This is a genomic window from Fibrisoma montanum (genome assembly GCF_003583365.1).
In the GTDB taxonomy this organism is placed as follows: Bacteria; Bacteroidota; Bacteroidia; order Cytophagales; family Spirosomataceae; genus Fibrisoma; species Fibrisoma montanum.
This window is the reverse complement of record NZ_QXED01000004.1, coordinates 617004-635618: the sequence shown is the minus strand read 5'-3', so window position 1 is coordinate 635618 and position 18615 is coordinate 617004. Positions and strand designations below refer to the sequence as shown.

Annotated in this window: 14 protein-coding genes; 7 read left to right on the top strand and 7 right to left on the bottom strand. The window is 52.3% G+C overall.

The features are described 5' to 3' along the window. The first annotated feature begins 65 nt into the window (after nucleotides 1–65). The 4 genes from DYU11_RS16585 to DYU11_RS16570 are packed head-to-tail and all read left to right on the top strand — an operon-like array spanning nucleotide 66 to nucleotide 2955. Nucleotides 66–794 carry a hypothetical protein gene (locus tag DYU11_RS16585; RefSeq protein ID WP_119668806.1) on the top strand — a complete coding sequence of 243 codons (729 nt, stop codon included), beginning with the start codon at nucleotides 66–68 and terminating at the stop codon, nucleotides 792–794. 4 nt (nucleotides 795–798) lie between these two features. Beyond that, nucleotides 799–1260 (top strand): membrane protein insertion efficiency factor YidD, encoded by a 462-nt coding sequence (yidD, locus tag DYU11_RS16580; RefSeq protein ID WP_119668805.1) that lies wholly within the window; start codon nucleotides 799–801, stop codon nucleotides 1258–1260. Further along, entirely contained in the window at nucleotides 1257–2141 is an 885-nt protein-coding gene (locus DYU11_RS16575) for a tetratricopeptide repeat protein (RefSeq protein WP_119668804.1), read from the top strand. The genes yidD and DYU11_RS16575 overlap by 4 nt, the downstream gene beginning before the upstream one ends. Beyond that, nucleotides 2086–2955 carry a hypothetical protein gene (locus DYU11_RS16570; RefSeq protein ID WP_229365871.1) on the top strand — a complete coding sequence of 290 codons (870 nt, stop codon included), beginning with the start codon at nucleotides 2086–2088 and terminating at the stop codon, nucleotides 2953–2955. The genes DYU11_RS16575 and DYU11_RS16570 overlap by 56 nt, the downstream gene beginning before the upstream one ends. 72 nt (nucleotides 2956–3027) lie before the next feature. Here DYU11_RS16570 and DYU11_RS16565 read toward each other — a convergent pair whose 3' ends face one another. The 3 genes from DYU11_RS16565 to DYU11_RS16555 form a co-directional block, all read right to left on the bottom strand. Further along, nucleotides 3028–3468, bottom strand: coding sequence for an NINE protein (locus DYU11_RS16565; RefSeq protein ID WP_119668802.1), 441 nt, complete (start codon nucleotides 3466–3468; stop codon nucleotides 3028–3030). Between the two features lie 112 nt (nucleotides 3469–3580). Next, the gene (locus tag DYU11_RS16560; protein WP_119668801.1) at nucleotides 3581–5050 is read right to left on the bottom strand and encodes a hypothetical protein; all 1470 of its coding nucleotides are present in this window, start codon (nucleotides 5048–5050) and stop codon (nucleotides 3581–3583) included. A 189-nt stretch (nucleotides 5051–5239) separates the two neighbouring features. Then, nucleotides 5240–7723: a zinc-dependent metalloprotease gene (locus DYU11_RS16555; protein ID WP_119668800.1), complete on the bottom strand. Its 2484-nt coding sequence runs from the start codon at nucleotides 7721–7723 to the stop codon at nucleotides 5240–5242. A 208-nt stretch (nucleotides 7724–7931) separates the two neighbouring features. Between DYU11_RS16555 and DYU11_RS16550 the strand changes: the two genes are divergently transcribed. The 3 genes from DYU11_RS16550 to DYU11_RS16540 all read left to right on the top strand — a co-directional run bounded on the left by DYU11_RS16550 (nucleotide 7932) and on the right by DYU11_RS16540 (nucleotide 10718). Further along, a complete protein-coding gene (locus DYU11_RS16550) occupies nucleotides 7932–9275 on the top strand; it encodes a sensor histidine kinase (RefSeq protein WP_119668799.1) in 1344 nt (447 codons plus the stop codon). A 119-nt stretch (nucleotides 9276–9394) separates the two neighbouring features. Continuing rightward, nucleotides 9395–10042 carry a hypothetical protein gene (locus DYU11_RS16545; protein WP_119668798.1) on the top strand — a complete coding sequence of 216 codons (648 nt, stop codon included), beginning with the start codon at nucleotides 9395–9397 and terminating at the stop codon, nucleotides 10040–10042. Nucleotides 10043–10142: 100 nt separating this feature from the next. Beyond that, complete coding sequence (locus tag DYU11_RS16540; protein ID WP_119668797.1) at nucleotides 10143–10718, top strand: type 1 glutamine amidotransferase domain-containing protein; 576 nt, start codon at nucleotides 10143–10145, stop codon at nucleotides 10716–10718. A gap of 56 nt (nucleotides 10719–10774) precedes the next feature. Here the strand turns inward: DYU11_RS16540 and DYU11_RS16535 are convergent, their stop codons facing one another. From DYU11_RS16535 to DYU11_RS16520, 4 genes are all read right to left on the bottom strand, one after another. Beyond that, nucleotides 10775–12034 carry a GDSL-type esterase/lipase family protein gene (locus DYU11_RS16535; protein ID WP_119668796.1) on the bottom strand — a complete coding sequence of 420 codons (1260 nt, stop codon included), beginning with the start codon at nucleotides 12032–12034 and terminating at the stop codon, nucleotides 10775–10777. 175 nt (nucleotides 12035–12209) lie between these two features. Continuing rightward, nucleotides 12210–15419 (bottom strand): T9SS type A sorting domain-containing protein, encoded by a 3210-nt coding sequence (locus DYU11_RS16530; protein ID WP_119668795.1) that lies wholly within the window; start codon nucleotides 15417–15419, stop codon nucleotides 12210–12212. Nucleotides 15420–15607: 188 nt separating this feature from the next. Further along, entirely contained in the window at nucleotides 15608–17848 is a 2241-nt protein-coding gene (locus DYU11_RS16525) for a S9 family peptidase (protein ID WP_119668794.1), read from the bottom strand. Nucleotides 17849–17939: 91 nt separating this feature from the next. Next, the gene (locus DYU11_RS16520) at nucleotides 17940–18518 is read right to left on the bottom strand and encodes a DUF4136 domain-containing protein (protein WP_119668793.1); all 579 of its coding nucleotides are present in this window, start codon (nucleotides 18516–18518) and stop codon (nucleotides 17940–17942) included. Nucleotides 18519–18615: the final 97 nt, after the last annotated feature.

The window sequence follows — 18615 nt, the reverse complement described above, 5'->3', positions numbered from 1 at the left end:
CCCACCCAGTTCCCTGAACTTTTACGTATTTTTGACGACCGTTTCCGTAACTCGTATGATTTTTTATGAAACCAGTTTTTATTAGCGCAGCATGCGTTTTTTGTTTGCTCTCTCTCAGCCTATTTCTACTCAGCAGTTTTCGTATCGCTCCTCAAATCGTTGAACGGTTTTCAGCAACGATTACAACTCGTCAAGTGCAGCAGGGCAAATCCGTAACGGTAAAGGGCGAGGTCTTCTACCAACGGAACGGTTCAATGGTTACCCGCTTTGTTTCACCCCGCGAAGTGGTGATTCTGGCTAATAAGCTTGGTGAAACCCGCATCTACGACCCGAACCGGAACACAGTCATCCGCTATCAGAATGCCGCGTACAGCTCTCAAACCACACAGTTAGCTTTTTTCCTCAACGGCATGACGAGTGATATGGGCCTGCTGCAACTTGGGTTTGTACAGGACAAAACAATGTACGACAGCAAGAACCGCCTTGTGACGGAGTGGAAGCTTAAAACAACCAAATCAGATGGGTTAGTGCAGCGAGTCAAGTTGGTTTTCAACCAGAACAATCCAATTTACATGCACTACGTAGATGGCGCTGGTAAGGTATTCCGAAAGGTATTTTACTACAACTACCAACTTATTGAAAATCGGCCTTTCCCGACAACCACAACTGAAATTTTATACAGCAAAGGCGATTCAACCGTTTCTAAAACAGCGTATTCAGACATTCGTCTCAACCAGGTTGCCCAGAGCCCTTACTTCAATTTCAGCATCCCCTCAACCGCCAAAACTGAATAGCGCTGTGAAGTTTTTTCTGATAGTCCTGCCTTTCTTACTGGTTGCCTCACCTGCCAGAAGCCAGTCGACCATTGCTGACTGGCAATTAGTTAACGAGCGTAACTTTCAAACAGACAGTGAGTTTGCGCAGTACCGACGACCTGGCAACGACGTGCAGGCTGTCGTTTATAAACAGCGTAGTTGGCTGGCGATGTACAATCCCGTTTCTCTGGCTCTGAAAGGAGCCATGCTGGGATACCAGCGTCTGATGTCGCAACAACTGGCCCGTTCCTGTCCGTATCAAACGACCTGCTCAAATTTTAGCAAGCAGGCAATCCAGCAATTCGGCACTCTGAAGGGGGTTTTCCTGAGTGCCGACCGCATCATGCGCTGTAATCGAATCGGATTGCTGGATGTGCACTCACTAAGCCGCGACCCGATTGATGGCTTCATCGTTGACTCACCTGATCTGTATAAGCTTCGATGAGCTATTTTATCACACGAATAGTCAAAGCCGCATTCATCATCTGGTGTACGACAACTCCATACCGATCGGAGGCCCAGTCAACTAGTTTTTCCCGTGAACTACGCTTTGCTCAATACCTAGCTGACAAAGACGCCTTTGATGAAGCTACGTATGTGCTGCAACGCATCGACGCCCGTTCATTACAACAAATAGAACGCGACTCTCTGGCCTATTATCTCGGGTGGACAGCTTACAGCAGTAAAGCGCTTGATCAGGCGGCACAACAATTTCTTACGGTTTCGCCAGTCTCCTCTTTTTATCAGAAATCTCGGTTTTTTGGCGCTTACTGTTTGCTTTTTCAGGGGAAGCGGGATTCGGCCACTGTTATACTTGATCAGATTTCTCCATCCGACTCAACACTTACCGAGCTTAAAGCTATGCAGCTAGCGGGTATAAGCCTGTTGCAGCGTCGGCTCACTGACTACCATAGACTCAGGCAGACGTTTACTTATTCATCTTACGCAATGGCTGATGAGCAGAAACGACTGGACCTTTATTACGGAAAGTTAAGCAGCCAGAAGCCTAAATCACCGTTTCTCGCGGGCATGTATAGCGCCTTGGTTCCGGGTTTGGGCAAAATGTATGCCGGTAAAAAAATGCAGGGTATTGCCGCTTTTCTACCGATTGTAACACTAGGGCTGCTCACGTATGAAGGTTATCGGAAGGACGGCCCCAGGAGCCTTCGTTTTCTGGGCTTTGGTTCACTCTTCACTGTTTTTTACGTAGGAAATATATGGGGTAGTGCTCTTGCGGTAAAAATTAAACGGGATGAATTTAAACGGGAGTATGATAACAAGATTTTGTTTGATCTGCACATTCCTATGCGTAACCTGTTCCAGTAGGGCTCAATCATCCGGTTATCAATCTGGTTTGACAACGGCTGATTCTCTACTGACTGCAAACCAGTATTTTGAAGCCGGTATTGCTTATGAGCGGGTTCTGTTTGAAAATACCGACACGGCATCTACTTACAAAGCTTTGCTTGGTAAAGTAGTTTCGCTTAAAAAACTAGGTCGTTATGGCGCGGCTGTTACATTTATAAACAGCCAATATCTGAATGGCTATCCTGATTCCGTTCGTTATCAACTGCGGTATCAGCAGATTCTTTGTTCGTATCTGGCGGGGCAGTTCGAAAACACACGTTCACTGCTTGAGCAGCTTCCTGTTGAGCATTCTGATGCCCCTTACTCACCACTTCTGGGCTGCATCAGGGTACTGACTTTAAATGAGTTACATCGCTGGCCGGAGGCTGCCATTGCTTATCGCGAAGCGTTGGCCAGATCAGGGGCAGATACGACGCTGACTGATCCTTACCGGCGGTTGCCCAAGTTGAAGCGGGAAACTAAAGCTCAATGGCTCTCAACTTTCTTACCCGGAGCCGGGCAGTTGTATGCCGGTAAGCCAGGCGAGGCTATACTGAGTATCCTGGTTCAGTCTGCGGGTTTATACTTCGGCGTTACCAGCTTTCTGAATGCTTATTACTTATCAGCGTGGGGGGTTGGGGCAGCGTTGTTCGGCTCATTCCACGCCGGGGGCATCCGTCGGTCGCAGGAATTGGTGCGACAGTATAACCAACGTCAGATTAGTGCGTTTAATCAACGCGTTAAAACGCAGCTCTTACAGCAAAGCTCACCTGATTCGGCCTCCAGTAAATAAACAAACCGACTACTAACAGATGAGCCCGCCCCACGATTGTGAGACGGGCTCATCTGTTAGTAGTCGGTCAACTTAGTTATTTGCCCACATGAAAAATTTGGGATTGTCAACAAACTTGGAAATATTCTCGCTGTTAACAATCAAAACAATTAAGTCTACCAAAGGCACAATTCCGAAGATACCACCGCAAGTTAGAATGTAACCAACCCAGGTCAGTGTCTCAGTGCCAAGGTACAAGCGGTGAATACCAAGTCCCCCCAGGAAAAGGTTAAGCAACAGAGCAGGGACAAATTTGTCATCCGTCTGAACGCGGGCGGTGCCCGTCATTTTAGCGGCCATCTGCTGGCTCTGTACCAGGGTAGTTTCTACAATTGTGTAGCTAACATCGGTACTCTGAGCCATCAATTGTTCAACTTGCTGGTCGTCAATCGTGTACTCGTCGGCCGTTGCTGAGTTAGCCTGAACACTTAAGCTGCCCACGGTGAGCATTAAGGCAAGAACAATCTTTTTCATTAAGGTTCTGTAGATAAATGTTGGTTCGTTGTAAATGTACCGTTGAAGCGCTTTAATGCCAAATTTATCCTACGGGAACCATTTCTATAGAATTAATCTATGCACAAGTACATCAGATAAACACCTGATACTGCAACACAAGCTGGCCCCGGCGGCCGGTTGGGGCCAGTTGCGTACCAGCGGCCTCATAAATAGGGCGGCTTTGGTAATCGAGCGTAAGTTTACTATTGTGGCCGTTTATCAGGTAGTTGAGCCCAATGGTGTAGACCCCCATAGTTTTGGTCAGGCGCTGGTAGTCGCCTATTTGCATCTGGGCGTAGGGCATCAGCGTCCCATTACCAGCTCCGAACAGATCCTGCCGAAACAGGTACCCAACCTGACCGTACACGACGTTGCCCGTACCGAACATCGGAAACGCGTTCCCCTGCGTTCCCGATGCGCCCGGCAGGGGTACGGTTGTGCCGGAGGCAGGGTTCATGATGCCATTGAAACGTAGATAGTCAGGCCCGTAGTTCAGCTTAAAATACCCGATGTAGGCGCTAACGGCCGTACCTGTCCGGCGATTAACCGGCATATCCAGAAAAGCCGCCAGCGACCACAGGTTCATGTCGGTGTAGACTGTGTCAGCAGTACCTTCGCGGTGCCACATGGCCGCTTTCTGCGTAATGAAACCGCCTTCAAGGTTGAGGATTTTCTTCTTTCCGAGGTACGTTCCGGTCATGTAGCCGGGAGTCTGATTGGCTTCCTTGTCGAAAAACTGGTACAGAAATAACCCCTGAAACTGCTTGTTCTGCCCTTTTTGCGCAAAGTTTGAAAAAGACGACAACGGTGGAGGTACCGCTCCGTTAGTCTGGATGGGAAACGGATCGCTGACGGCGATGCGGTAGTCGATTGGTCCAACCTGACCGCGGGCGTACAGGCTTAACTTCCGCGAAAACTCGTCCGTCTGGTCGACGGTTGCCTGCGCAAACACCGGTACGTCCATACTCAGGATGCTGCTGACACTCGGCTGGCTAAAGCGTGATAAGCCGTTTACAATCGTTAGCCCAGCCCCAATCTTTAGATAATCTTTGTTTTTAAAGACCTGGTATTCGCCGACGGCATCATGGAAGAAGGCCGCTACTTTCCGATTGGCCGGGGTGCCGTTGTTGTTGTACGCTGGAAAGGCGTTTAGGGAATTGAAATTGTTCATCCCGAACTGAACGTACAGCAGTACGCGGTCGGATAACTGACCGAACATTTGTATCCGAGTCCGGCGCAGACCAATATCGAACGTATTTGTTTTCGGAACCTGATTTACCGTAGTCCCGGGGTTACTCTGGTTCAGCCGCAGCCAAGTCTGATTCAGGAATGTGACCTTAAAAAAGTGGGAACCTGACTCGTTGAGGTTGTATTTTAATTCGTTTCTGTCTGTGCCGGTTGTTCCTACAATGGCCGAGGGCCTGCTGGCTGCCCCGGGTGGCCGCTGCGTTTGTTCGGCGGGTGGAGCCAGCGTATCGGCGGGCAATTGAGCACCGGTCGGTTGCTGTGCAGCAGCCGATACGTAGCCCAACAGCGCAGCCACGAAAAGTACGTTTTTCATTCAATACCGATTTTGATCAGGAATAAAGTCGCGAAAGTAGTCACGACGTGGGTATCTGCATCGGTAATACTGATTTCTCTATTTTGAGCGACGGCAACCAAAAAGGAATTTCACTACGGCCAATCAACCAGAAAGCCGATCCGGAACGCAGGATCGGCTTTCTGTACTTGCTACAATACATTGCTGACTTTAATTCAACCACTCACAATCGGGCAATAGCCATTCCTGACCCGGATCGATAGGGGCGCCCTCGGGCGGGGCAAGGGTGTTGGTCGTTATGGTTTGCTCGGGGCTGTTTTCGTATTGCCGGATCAGCCAGCGGAGGTAACTGGTTCGGCTCGATTTTCCGGATGCCACGGTATCGTACGTTCCTTTGAGCTGAACCAGCGCGTCGGCCGCGGTGGCCCGAACCCCTCCGTCTATTTCCCGGTTCGTGGCCATCTGAATCAACTGCTCCACGTATTTCCGCTCGACCATGCGGGCAATTTCTCCCTCATACGTTTCTTTATCGATGCTGCTGTTCCGCACAATCGCGTCGCGCAGCCGACTCATCACCTCGTCAAGGCCAGGGGTCTGGGGGTCTATTGCCTTCTGACGTACCAGCCGGGCGCAGCGTTCAGGATGCAGCATCATCCGCAGCGTCATGCTGGCCGCGGCTTCGGGTGGCCCCAGCGGATCGAACGTAATGCCTGTTCTCCGTTTGAATACCTCGCGTGGGTTTGGTTGATACCGAAATGCCCGGGGTGGAATCAGGGCCAGCACCCGGGCCGGTACGGCCAGAAACGACGGCGTAAGCGTCGCCAGCAATCCGTCGATGGCCTTCATTTGTTCAGCTCCCGGTACCGTCGCCAGAACCGGTTGGCCATCGCCACGCAGGGCATTGGTGTACGTCTGGCCGCCCAGTACTTTTGCGGCCGCTTCAACCTGATATCGGTGGAACATATACATCGGCACAAATACCTCTTCCAGAGTGGTCAGCGGGGTTCCGGCCGGTATTTTCCGGTCAGTGAAGTTGGCCAGCGCTACCCGGCGCACGGCAATGACCCGGCCGAGTTCCTCAACTGCGTCGGAACCGTTATCCCACAGGTGCGTAGCCGGGTGCGACGAACCTTCCGGCCGGGCGTCCTGATCGGTCAGAAACGACAACCCCGCTTTGTGCATCTGCTGCACCAGCTTGTTCAGTTCCTGCTTCTCATTGGCCCCGCTCGCAAACTGCTCGTAGCCGTAGCGGATGCTCCACTTGTCGTACTCGCCAATGCCTTTAGTATACGCATCCGACAGATCAATCGACGCGCCTTTCAGTTTGGCGACCATCGTGGGGTAATCCATTACCGACGCCCGGCCAAACGCGCCGTTTCCCTGCGTACTGGCAATGTAGTTATGCGGAAGGCCAAGGGTATGCCCAACTTCGTGCGCAGCCAGTTGCCGCAGCCGGTCCAGCGACATCGTCATCATTTCGTCGACGTGTGAGGAATCGGTATCAAAGTTTCCGACCAGCCCCTGAGCGATCAGGTAATCCTGCCGGACCCGCAGGGAACCCAGCGTTACTTTCCCTTTGATGATTTCGCCGGTCCGGGGGTCTATGATGCTGGCTCCGTACGACCAGCCCCGGGTTGACCGGTGTACCCACTGAATCAGGTTGTACCGAACATCCATCGGGTCGGCATCGGGCGGCAGTAGTTTTACCTGAAACGCATTTTTGTAGCCCGCGGCTTCAAACGCCTGATTCCACCACGCGACCCCTTCCATCAGAGCCGAGCGAATCGGTTCGGGGGCGCCGGGGTCCATGTAGTAGATGATCGGCTTTACCGCTTCGCTTACGGCCGCCGACGGATCTTTTTTCTCCAGCCGATGCCGCGAAATATACCGTTTTGTAATGGGCTGGCTGACCGGTGTGGCGTAGTCGAAAAATTCAATGCCGCCGTAGCCGATTCGCGGATCGAACAGCCGGGGTTTGTAGTTATTGTCCGGCAGCTGCACAAACGAGTGATGCTGCCGCATGGTCACGGCTGCGGCCGTTGGCACAACCTCGCGCAGATAAGGGCCGGCATTATCGCCCGTCAGGGTAACAGTTACTTCAAACTCCGTATTCTGCGGAAAAGCCTTCGTCCGGGGCATATACAGCGCGCTCCGCATCGGGTCGAACTTGAACGTACCCTGGCGCGTCTGGCTGATGGCCTGGGCGGCTCCTACGGCATCCTGCATCAGAAACGGCGTCAGGTCAACCAGCACCCGGTTTCCTTCCTCGGCCGCTACGTCAAAGCCCGCATGAACTGACTGGGCAAACGACTCTTCGACCGCCCGACGTTCCAGGGGATCGTTACTAATGGCCCGGTAGGCGTAGTTAGGCTCGACAAGGAGAATTTTGTTCCCGCTCCGCTGGAATTTGACGATATGCTCCTGCCCCAGGCGGCCCCGATCGAGGCCAATGTCGTTAGAGCCAACACCCTGGGCCAGCGTGGGGTAGTACAATAATTCCTGATCAAATCGATCAATTTCCAGCCAGATTTTTCCTTTACGAGCGTCCCAGTAGAACGTAAGAAAGCCGGGGTGTTTTTCCATTCCGTTTGTAAGAGACGTAATGGTGGCCGGCGAGCTGGTTTGAGATGGAGTCTGGGCAAATGAGGGAATTAACGGCAGGATGAGAAAGAGATAAAGCAGATGTCGTTTCATGCAGCAGGTTGTTATGACAAAACGTCTAAATTTAAAATAAAATCGCATCGCAATGGCGAGAAGCCGAATAAAGGATTGCCCACCGAAGAAAATACACCTAAGATGGATGGCCAAACGACAACCATTTACTCAATCGGTTCCGGTGGTAACTGCTTTTATTAGCAATTTCGTTGTGCCGTAAATTCCGTTGTACGCCAATCTGTTATCGATGACTTTTGAAGCCTGGTCTCCGCTATTTCTGGGCATGGTGCTGGCTATGTTTCTGGCAAATTCCGTACAGTGGTTCATGTACCGCGAACGCATTTACGGTCTGTATTCAATTTACACCCTGGTCTGGGCCGCCTACTTCCTGGTCAATCATTTCGAACTGCCCCGAAACATTGCCAACGTCAATAAGCTTTTTTTGTCGTACACGGGATACATCCTGTACCTGGAGCTGGCCAAGATTTTTCTGGATTTGCGCGGTCGTCCCCGTCTGCTGCGGTGGATTCTCATCGTTCAGTGCCTGCTGGTAAGCTATTGCGTGATCAAAACGTATATCTACCTTTTTACTGACTTTTGGCAAACCAGCCTGCACGAAATTCTGCTCCAGCCGGTACGTCTCTCGCTGCTGGCTGTGGGCATCTACATCGTTGCTACGTTCTACCGGTCCAAAGACCTTGTCGCCCGGTTTTTCGTGGCCGGTACGGCTTCGCTGCTCATCAACCACTCCGTTACGTTCCTGCTGCTGCTTCGGTCGCCGGACCTGAGTCTGGAACTACCCTTCTGGCAGCATCCGGATCTGTTTGTCCAGACGGGCGTAGTGCTGGACCTGATTTTCTTTTCGTTGGGAATCTCCTACCGCCACCGGCGCGAAGCTGTCCGGAAGGCGGTAATCGAGAAAGACCTGGAACGGGAGCGGGAACAGCGCTATCGGGAGCATCTCGAAGCCGATCTTACGCTCCAGCGGATGCAGCAGGAAAAAACGGAGGTTCAGATGCGGGCGCTGCAAAGTCAGATTAACCCGCATTTCCTGTTCAATAGTCTCAATACGCTGTCTTCGCTTATTGACGAAAGCCCCGGGCAGGCCAGTGATTTTGTCGATGAACTGTCGAGTGTGTACCGCTATCTGCTGCGTAGTAATGAAACGGAGCTGACGACCCTGCGAATCGAACTACGGTTCCTGAGTTCGTATTTCCACCTGCTTCAAACCCGCCATGGCAACACCATTACCCTCGAAACCAACATCGACGAAGCGGCCAAAGACTGGTTGCTCCCCCCGCTTACCCTGCAGTTGCTGGTCGAGAACGCCGTCAAACACAATGTCGTGCTGCCGGAACGCCCGCTTTGCATCCGCCTACGGATTGACGACAGGAATCTGATTGTGGAAAACACCCTGCAACGCAAGATGCTGCGGGTAGAGTCGAACGGGGTTGGGCTGTCGAACATCACGGTCAAATACCGGCTTATGAACCAACCAGCTCCGCTCTTTGAAGAAATTGACGGCTGGTTTCGGGTAACGGTGCCTCTGTTGCAAACGCCCCATAGCGTAGCGGTCGGTAAGGTTGCCTGACAAGTATGGCCTTTCTTAACCCAAGTCAAGAAACCGGCTTACGTTCTTAACCGACGTCATGGAAAGTGGGTAGCCAGCCGAGCAACCTTTGTAGCGAACAATCACAACACAGAATCGCTATGAAAACGCTCCTGCTTACTACTACATTCATGCTGCTCACTTTTGGCTCCGTGCTGGCCCAGGACACCCTTACGAACGTACAGGCCAAACCAGCCCGGTCGCTACGGTACGCCAACACCTTCACGCTGGGCTCCAAGCTGGTTCAGCCCATTGTTTTCGGAGGCTTCAACATCAACGGTGTTTATTATGCCGGGAATCGGCTCACGCTGGAATATTCGCACGGTGGCTTTCTGACGTATCCCGAATACACTAAATCGCCCGAGCAGACCGCCCAGAAAGCGACTATCAAGATTCCCTGGACTACCGGCTTCGGCGTTGGCTACCGCCTGACACCCACCCTCGACGCACGCATGGAATTTAAAGCTCACCGCTTCAACGTCGACTTCGAAGGCACTAATGCCTCGGTGAACTACACTACGTTTACGGTCGGCCCTGGGCTGTATTACCGCCAGTACCTCGGCCGAACCACCGGGTTCAACGTTGAACTATCGACCCGCTACTGGTATGATGTGGCCAGTTCACTTCAAAACAACGAGTTCGCCTATACCGGCTCAAACGGCGAGCGCCAGGTCCACGAAGCCGTCAAAATGGGGCTGAGTTTTAACGTTGGCGTCGGGTACACCTTCGGTCGTAATCGAACCCGTTAACGGCTCAAAAGGTACCTGAGCGTTAGGTCCTTGCCGCACCAGCCAAAACATCTAGTGAAACTATAGGTTAACCTTAAAAACCTAAAATCACTCAAAACGTATGGAAAACCAGAAAAAGCTTCAGGGCAAGAAAATTGCCGCGCTGATGACCGAAGGCTTTGAACAGGTCGAGTACACGGAACCACGGAAGGCCCTCGAAGAGGCCGGTGCGACCGTTCACCTGATTGCACCGAAAGGTGGTGAAATTAAAGCGTGGGATGAAACCGATTGGGGCGACAGTTTCCCGGTTGATTTATCGGTTGATGCGGCCGATCCAAATCAGTACGACGCTCTGCTGCTCCCGGGTGGGGTTATGAACCCCGACAAACTCCGGATGGAAACCAAAGCGGTTCAGTTTGTCAAAAGCTTTTTTGATCAGAAAAAACCGGTAGCTGCCATCTGTCATGCCCCCATGATGCTTATTGAAGCGGACGTAGTGCGGGGTCGGAAGATAACGTCATACCCCTCGCTTCAGACCGATCTGCGGAACGCAGGTGCCAATTGGGTTGATCAGGAAGTAGTGACCGATATGGGTCTGGTGACCAGCCGTAAGCCCGATGACATTCCGGCCTTTAATCGGAAGATGATCGAAGAGATTAGTGAAGGGGTGCACAACCGCCAGCAGCAGCAGGCATAAACTGAGGGGCAAACCTCAAATCAGATGTATAGCCCGGAGCGTTATCGTTTCGGGCATTATCTTTTTATTGATGCCATAGTATTGACTTCCCTCAACCGCTCATAGTCCTTCGCCAGCAGATCAGCGACTATAGCATGGCCCGATGGGTTGAGATGGGCGTCGAGCATCAGATAGTGGTCGGCCCTAAGCAACGTATCTGTTCGTATGAAGCGTACGTTCTGCAAAGCCCGGGCCGCTACTTGAGTGGGTAGTTGCTGCGTTAAATCGCTGAAATAACCGTGCGGAGACAGTTCAAATACCACGATCGGCCCGTCGAATACCTGCTGGATTTTTGACAAGATGTCAACAAAATGTTGAGTATGAACACTCCGCTGATCGATTTCGGCGCCAGTTGCTGAAGTTACCACCGGAGTAGTCGCTGCCTGAACGGCTGTTTGCCCGGATTCTGACGCCTGCGCACGAGCAGCCAGCGCCCGACGAAGAGCACCCTGCACAACAATGAACGATAGTTTAAAGGGAAAAAACCACCGATTAATCGTGTTGGCGCGTACGGTGTTTTCATACTGCTGCTGAGTATAAAACAGCGAGTCGTTGGTAACGTATTGACGGTTTTCGCCTAAATCGTTTTCGCAGTACTGGAGATACACCGCTTTGCAGTCTCTTCGATTCAGGCGACGCAACAGCATCAGTTCCCGAGCGGTACCAAAAGACGAAATGCCCGCGTTCAGCACGGGCACTTTAATTCGTTGTTCGAGTTGCTGCGCAAATGTCTGTTCCTGCTCAACCCCCCAGCCCATCGTGTAAGAGTCGCCCAGCAGTATCACTTCGGGGTGTTGCAGCGAACGCTCATCGTCCCGAAGTCCCATTGAGTTGACCCGGTACGTAGTCGAGAACTCCAGGTTACTGAACTGCCCAACGCCTGACTTAAGCCTGTAGATTAATCCTTTGTCATAAACGGCCAGATTGGGATCGGCCTGGATGGCGTTGTTATGCATTACGCCCGAGCCGCCCCCCCGGTATAGCTTGCCGGCCAGCGCATAGGTAAACGGATGGTAAATCTGCTCCCGACACGTATAATAAACCGTTAGCCAAACGACTCCCTCTGCCAGTAACCAGCCCAACACAATCCAGCGGAATCGCCGGCGGGTCCATTGACTGACTACGTAGGCTACAATTAAAAATGCGGCTACAACACAACTTACAAAGGCAAATGGCCCCCAGCTACTTTGGTGAAAGAACGTTTGTCGGAATAAGGCAACACTGAGCAGTAATAAACTAATTAATAGATAGATCAGTAAAACTTGACTTTTACTCATAACGGTTCACATCGCAATCAGCCGATGGATTCATCAGTTGTAAACTTTTTCAAAGATAAAGACTCGTTAATTTACTCAATCGTTCAACTACAATTTGCTTTTATCCGATACCGGGCAAAAAAAAGTTCGGTACCTGCATCAGGTACCGAACCGACAATAGTAAGTCATGATCTACTCAACGACCGGCAATTTTGATCAGTCGTTTACGGGCGGTTGCCGCGCCGGCTTTAACATCAATTACGTACGTACCCGTTGACTGAGCACTCAGATTCAACAGTACGTCGTGGGTAGTTGAACGGGTATTAATCTGAATAGTCTGTACCCGCTGTCCCATCAGGTTATAAACTGATACCGTAACCGGCGACGCCTTATCGGTCTGGATAGTTACCTGGCAGGTGGTTTCAACCGGGTTAGGGAACACCGTAAACTGAACCGGCGGAGCGGTAGGCTCAAGAGCCAGTGGAGTCAGCACTTTCACTTCCAGGGCCGGCGATGCCAGGGTACAGCCATCCTGCGAAACCTTCACCACGTAACTGCCGGTCTGCGTTGTTGAGATGGAGGGCGTAACGGCACCGGCCATATCCTGGCCATTTTTCTGCCACTGGTACGTCAATCCGGTTCCTGTGTTGGCAGTAAGCGTTACGCTGGCGGGCAGATACACTTCCGTCGGACCATTCGCGGTGATTTTAGCATCAAGGTCGGGCGCTTTGTGCGTCAGCGTCACGCTGGGCGATACGTTATCGCAGCCGTTGGCATCCTTTACGGTTACTACAAAAGCGCCCGCGGCCGTGGCACCATACGTTCCGGTGGTCGCTACGCTGGGACCGGTCGGATTAGCAGCCGTTCCGACCTGCCTCCATTCATACGTATACGGAGCTTTACCACCGCTTACGACCGCCGACAACTGGGTCGAACTGCCCTTACAGAATACCATTTGGCCGGTAATGGTCGCCGTAGGACGAGGAGCTTCCGTCACGACAACATCTTTTGCCTTGGCCGTACACCCTTTGCTGTCCGTAATATCGGCGGTCAGCGTAGTCGGGTTTTGGTAAACCTGCGAGTAGGTATTCGTATTGAGCACAATTTCGTTGCCCTGCCAGATCGTTTTGAAGGGTGCATTGCCGTTGCTGATCGCCAGGGTAAGCGACGTCGTCGTTCCGGTACAGTAGTAATTCTGTCCATTAATGGCTGCTTCCATCGTACAGGGTTTATACGTCACTTTCGACACGGCCGTCTGGCTACACCCTTTTGTATCTGTGACAATAAGCTGAATATCTGTAGTGGCCGTAAACGGTCCTAAAGTGGGCTGAGCTGCCGTTGAACCGTTGCCCGGCACAGACGCCTGACTCGTTGTCCATTGGTAGGAATAAGGGGCCGCTCCCCCACTGGCCGTCGTTACGTTGGTCAACTTATAGGTTTCAGTGCCCGTCAGCGTGGTGCTGGTTCCAGCCGTTAGCGTCAGCGCAGGCACCTCCGTAACAACGAGTGTTTTTGACTCAACCGGGCAATTTCGACTGTCTGTCACCTCAACGGTATACGCCCCCGCCCGGTCGGCCGAGAAATTCACGTTCCGGGCCGCCAGTAGCTCACCATTCCGTTTCCATTGGTACCGGAATCCCGGCGTTCCGCCCGATACGACTGCCGACAAACGGCTCGATGCGCTGGGGCAGAAGTAATCGGCTCCCGCAATAGAAACCGCAATGGCCGGGTTTTCGGCGACGAGAATAACGGCGGGTGTGCTGGCGCAGCCACCATCATCGCTGGCCGTTACGCTGTACTGGCCCGCTTCCGATACGGAGATGGTGGCGCTGGTGCTGATCGGCTTGTTGTTCTTCGACCATTGATATTGGTAAGCACCGGTACCGTTGCTGCCGGTTGCCGATAACGTAATGGAGCCACCCGAACAGAAAAAGCTGGAGCCCGTCAGCGTTACTCTGGGAGATGGGTTCTGGGCAATTGTCAGCGTCGGAGAGGTATCCGTAACCCCACAGGATGAATCAGCAGCCTGCACCAGGTACGTGCCTGCCTCTCTTGCCCGCAAGAGACCTCTTGGTGTGCTTGCAATGGGAGCTCCGTTCAGTTTCCACTGGAACACCAACCCAGGAACCGTGTTTTCATCCGTAAAACCAAGACCCACGGAGTCAGCCCGGCAAACCGTTATGGTTGTGTCTTTCTCGAAAGGAACAATACCGGTTGCGAGGCCGGCGGTGGCGTATATTTTCAAAAAGTCACGGCATAGACGCGAAATAACCAGGTTACTGGTGTATTGATTCGCCGGCACGGAAGCCGTTTCGGTCAGGAACCAGTAGTCGCCGTGGCGCGACTGATAGGCACTGGCTACGCCCCGCATGCCGTTCAGATCTTCATCAAGCTGCCCACTGATGAACCGCTGCCAAGCCGTATTGCCCGCACTGGTTAGCTTACTCAGTGTGTAACCTGTCGTGCTGGCTTCGCTCACCGGCCGGTCGCGCAGCAGGCAGAGCAGCCCACCATCAATCGTGGTCTGCATTACCTCCCGAACCGGGTTCTGCCATTGTAGCGTACCAGCCTTAGTCAGTTTATAGGTCTGATCGCTGGAGAAAACGATACCACCATCAGCGGTTTCCACCACTTTGATGGGCCGCAGGGATGCGTCGCCGGGAACCGTGTATCGCCAGGCTTCCTTGCCGGCGTTGTTTACCTTCACCAGCTTATCATTCGTACGATAGACGACACCATCGGAAACGGCCTGAGCAAAAGCGGCCGTTTCGTTGACTTGCCATTGCTGCTGACGCTGGCCATCCAGTTTGGTCAGGCCGCCGTTGCCGTCATACCGAACGTATCCTCCATCGGTCGTAGCGATAAGGTAGTTGCTGTTTAATTGCCACTCCAGTTCCCCTTTGGCCGACAGTTTAGTATTGGTTCCCCGGTCCGGATCGCCCGGATTTGGGTTGGTCAGCAGCACCCCGCCATCCGGCGTCGGATACAGTACAGACCCTCGATACGGCCTCATCCATTTAAGTTTGGCGGTATTACCGGGGGCGTAGGCATACGTGGTGCCGTTGCCGCTAATGATGACGGAGCGATCGGTAGCCTCAACCACCGCAACGGTTCCGCTGATGGTTTTGGGCAGCGTCGTCACCTGACTATAGGCTACCCGGCCATTCGTCAGGTATTTAGTCACCTGCAGGTTCCAGTTTTTAATGCTCGGCCCAACACCATCGGCGTAGAAATAAGCCACGATCATGTTGCCATCGTAGGTCGGTGCGTACGCCTGCGACGCCCGCTGTAATCTATTAACAACCTGTGCGTAAGTAAGTGATGGGCCTGAGGCTGTTTGAGCAACAACCGGGAAGGATAAAGTAATTGTAAGGAGCAGCTGCAGACAGCGTAAAGATTTTCCCATAAAGTTTCAAAGCCTGTTCTACAGTGGGCAGATTTTAACAGGTACAATAACAAAACTATGCTTTGTTTATCATATAAGAAGGCATATTTACTAAAAGGCTTGTTAGGATTAAACCGCTCTGATTTGCGGTTAAAAACGCAGAAAGCCTGGGTCCAACCCAGGCTTTCTGCACTGCAACTATACCTATACTAGTTAATTGGTGTACTCTTCAGGTTGTTCTCCAGATAAGTTGTGTACTGCTGATACAACAGCACCGTGGTAGTCGGACTGTAGGATACGCCATGTGCACCAGGCGGATAGATACGTAAATCCGCGTCTTTGCCTGCATCTTCCAGCGCGTTCATCAGCTGGAACGTGTTCCGGACGTGTACGTTTTCGTCCATGGTTGAGTGGGCAATGAACATCTTTCCGGCCAGATTTTTGGCGTAGGGCGTCACGGAGCTGTTTCGGTACTTTTCTTCGTTTTCCGGCATCAGCCCCATGTAGCGTTCCGTATAGATGCTATCGTACAGCCGCCAGTCGGTCACGGGTGCGCCAACCAGCGCCACTTTAAATACGTTGGGATACGTCAGCATGGTGTAGCTGCTCGAATACCCGCCGTAGCTGTGGCCCCGAATGGCCATCCGGTTTCCATCGACCCACGGCAGACTGGCCATGTAGCGGGCGGTTTCAGCAAAATCCTTGCTCTCAAACTGGCCAAGTTTTTCATACACCTGCTTTTCAAAGTCGCGGCCGTAGCCACCGCTTCCCCGGTTGTTGACGCTCACTACCACGTAGCCGGTTTGCGCCAGCCATTGATGCCAGCCCGTAGTGGCAAATTCATTATAAACCGACTGGGCTCCCGGCCCCCCGTAGATATCCAGCACCATCGGGTATTTTTTTGTGGGGTCGAAATTCAGCGGTTTGATGATCGAGATGTCGAGCTTCTGCCCATCCGACGTAGTAAACTGGCTCAGTTCCTTGGGCGCGTAGACGTGTGAACCGACAAACTGCGTAACGCGGTCATTGCTTTCGAGCGATTTGATTTTAGAACCCTTCGTATCCCAAAGTTCAACCTGCGTCGGCGTCGATACGTTTGAGTAGCGGTCGATGTAGTACTGACCGTTTGGTGAAAAATTCACGGTATGGCGCCCCGCCACGGTCGTTAGCCGACGCTTGTTTTTTCCATCGACATCAACGACAAACAGTTGTCGCTCCAGCGGAGAAGCCTCCGTTGAGGTGTAATAAATCTTGCGGGTTTTTGGGTCAACATGGTGAACGTAGGTCACCTCCCAGTTGCCCTTCGTTACCTGATTCAGCAACTTTCCGGTGTAATCGTAGCGGTACAGATGGGCGAAACCGTCCTGCTCCGACACGCGGTAGAACTCCTGAACCCCCGACGGGAAATAGAAATAATGCATGATATTGGCAAAGAAATCGAACACATCAATCCACGCGTTCGACTTTTCTTCCAGTATCTGCCGCGCATCGCCGGTGCGGGCATTGGCCATGAAGACCTTGAGGTGGTTCTGTTTCCGGTTCAGGTGCAGCAGCGCCAGTTGACTTTCCTGCGAAGTCCAGTAAATGCGCGGAATGTAGCCGTCAGGTTCCGCTCCTGGATTGCTGCTCAGGTCAACCTTCATCCACTGTTTTGCCCTGGTGGCTACTTCGATAACCCCAATCCGGACAGTCGGATTTTCGTCGCCAACCCGTGGATACGGCAACGAATCATATTTCTCGTCAAACCCCTTGTAATCAGTTAGCTTGTAAATAGGCACCTTGCGTTCGTCGGACTGCCAGAAAGCGATAAACTTGCCGTCGGGCGACCATTCCCAGGCCTGCGCCAGGCCAAACTCCTCTTCGTAGGCCCAGCCAAAACGGCCGTTGTAGAATGCGGGTTTAGCGTCGTCGGTAAGCTGCGTTTCCTTTTGAGAAGCAAAGTCGAATATGTATAGATTGCCGCCCCGTTCATAACCCACCTTACTACCGTCAGGAGCAAGTTCGGCCGTCTGGGCATCCTTGGCAACCAGTTTCAGGCTCTTGTTACCCACGGCATACACGTAGTAGTCGGATACGCCCGACCGGCGATAAACCGGCCGGAAGTTAGTCTGAAACAGAATGTTTTTTGAATCTTTCGACCATTGGAATGAATTATACTGAAACCGGTTGTTGGTGCCCGGAAACGTAAGCTGGCTGCCCTCAAACACAACCGATTCCTGCTGCTTTTCGGGCGAAAATGTTTTGATGACCCCAGGGCCGTCGATGAAGGAAAACTTACTGCCCCCCTCAATCCAGTTGACGCTACGGGGCCCCTGTGAGCCATTGAGCAAACCAGTTGATCCAATGGCCTGCTGTAGTGTTGTATAGCGTTGCTGAGTCTGGGACAGAACCGGCTGGATCAGGGCGAGAGCAAGCACCACCGACCAACCGAATGACCTGCGTACAATCATGGATGTTTTGGCTAAGTGAATTTTGTAAAATTAACAAAAAAAACGGCCCTTTTGAGGCCGTTTGTAGTCAAGATCAATGCACTAAGCCAGATCAACTGTTCCGTTGGGGGAATCGCTCGACAATCCGTTCAATTTCCTTGGGCAGCAACGACGTAATCCGGGCCGGATCACTCACCGCCTGCTGGACAGACCCGCGCCAAACCAACTGTTTCGTTCGGGCATCAACCATGTCGACCACAACCGTACCAGCCTGGTATTCTTCCTGACGGTACTGCGGACCGCCCCAGCCCCACCACGACGGGCCCCAGCCGGCAAAACCCCAGCGTCCCCAGCCATAGTAAGGACCGTATAACGGCCCAGCGTAGTTGTTCGTTGGAACGGTACGGGTTTTCTCTTCCACAAAAAAGTGGTATCCAATCAGCAGGTCCGGCCGGGATTTCACTTCTTTCAGCCCTTTTTCACCCAATACCTGGTTTACCGTGTTTTCGACGGCATCCGACGCCAGTTGGTTGTAGTACAACGGGTTTTGACTGCCTTTTACGTCCGAATCCATCCAGGCAAATGTACGGTACTTGTCGAAGTTGACGCGCTGGCTGGCATCAACGTTTACCCGCGGAGCGCAGCTGCTGACAACCAGCATCAGGGCAACCGCCATCAATCCATATTTCATAACGTTTCGAGTGTTGTTTACTTCTCTAGTAACTTAGTAGGAAGTATAAAAGTTTACTAAATTTGATACGCTATGAGCTAACGTGCGGCACAGGCGG

Excerpts from the sequence above, each read along its gene's own strand:
- DYU11_RS16585 (WP_119668806.1), top strand. The coding sequence starts at position 66 with ATGAAACCAGTTTTTATTAGCGCAGCATGCGTTTTTTGTTTGCTCTCT.
- DYU11_RS16575 (WP_119668804.1), top strand. The coding sequence starts at position 1,257 with ATGAGCTATTTTATCACACGAATAGTCAAAGCCGCATTCATCATCTGG.
- DYU11_RS16570 (WP_229365871.1), top strand. The coding sequence starts at position 2,086 with ATGATAACAAGATTTTGTTTGATCTGCACATTCCTATGCGTAACCTGT.
- DYU11_RS16565 (WP_119668802.1), bottom strand. The coding sequence starts at position 3,468 with ATGAAAAAGATTGTTCTTGCCTTAATGCTCACCGTGGGCAGCTTAAGT.
- DYU11_RS16560 (WP_119668801.1), bottom strand. The coding sequence starts at position 5,050 with ATGAAAAACGTACTTTTCGTGGCTGCGCTGTTGGGCTACGTATCGGCT.
- DYU11_RS16555 (WP_119668800.1), bottom strand. The coding sequence starts at position 7,723 with ATGAAACGACATCTGCTTTATCTCTTTCTCATCCTGCCGTTAATTCCC.
- DYU11_RS16550 (WP_119668799.1), top strand. The coding sequence starts at position 7,932 with ATGACTTTTGAAGCCTGGTCTCCGCTATTTCTGGGCATGGTGCTGGCT.
- DYU11_RS16545 (WP_119668798.1), top strand. The coding sequence starts at position 9,395 with ATGAAAACGCTCCTGCTTACTACTACATTCATGCTGCTCACTTTTGGC.
- DYU11_RS16540 (WP_119668797.1), top strand. The coding sequence starts at position 10,143 with ATGGAAAACCAGAAAAAGCTTCAGGGCAAGAAAATTGCCGCGCTGATG.
- DYU11_RS16535 (WP_119668796.1), bottom strand. The coding sequence starts at position 12,034 with ATGAGTAAAAGTCAAGTTTTACTGATCTATCTATTAATTAGTTTATTA.
- DYU11_RS16530 (WP_119668795.1), bottom strand. The coding sequence starts at position 15,419 with ATGGGAAAATCTTTACGCTGTCTGCAGCTGCTCCTTACAATTACTTTA.
- DYU11_RS16525 (WP_119668794.1), bottom strand. The coding sequence starts at position 17,848 with ATGATTGTACGCAGGTCATTCGGTTGGTCGGTGGTGCTTGCTCTCGCC.
- DYU11_RS16520 (WP_119668793.1), bottom strand. The coding sequence starts at position 18,518 with ATGAAATATGGATTGATGGCGGTTGCCCTGATGCTGGTTGTCAGCAGC.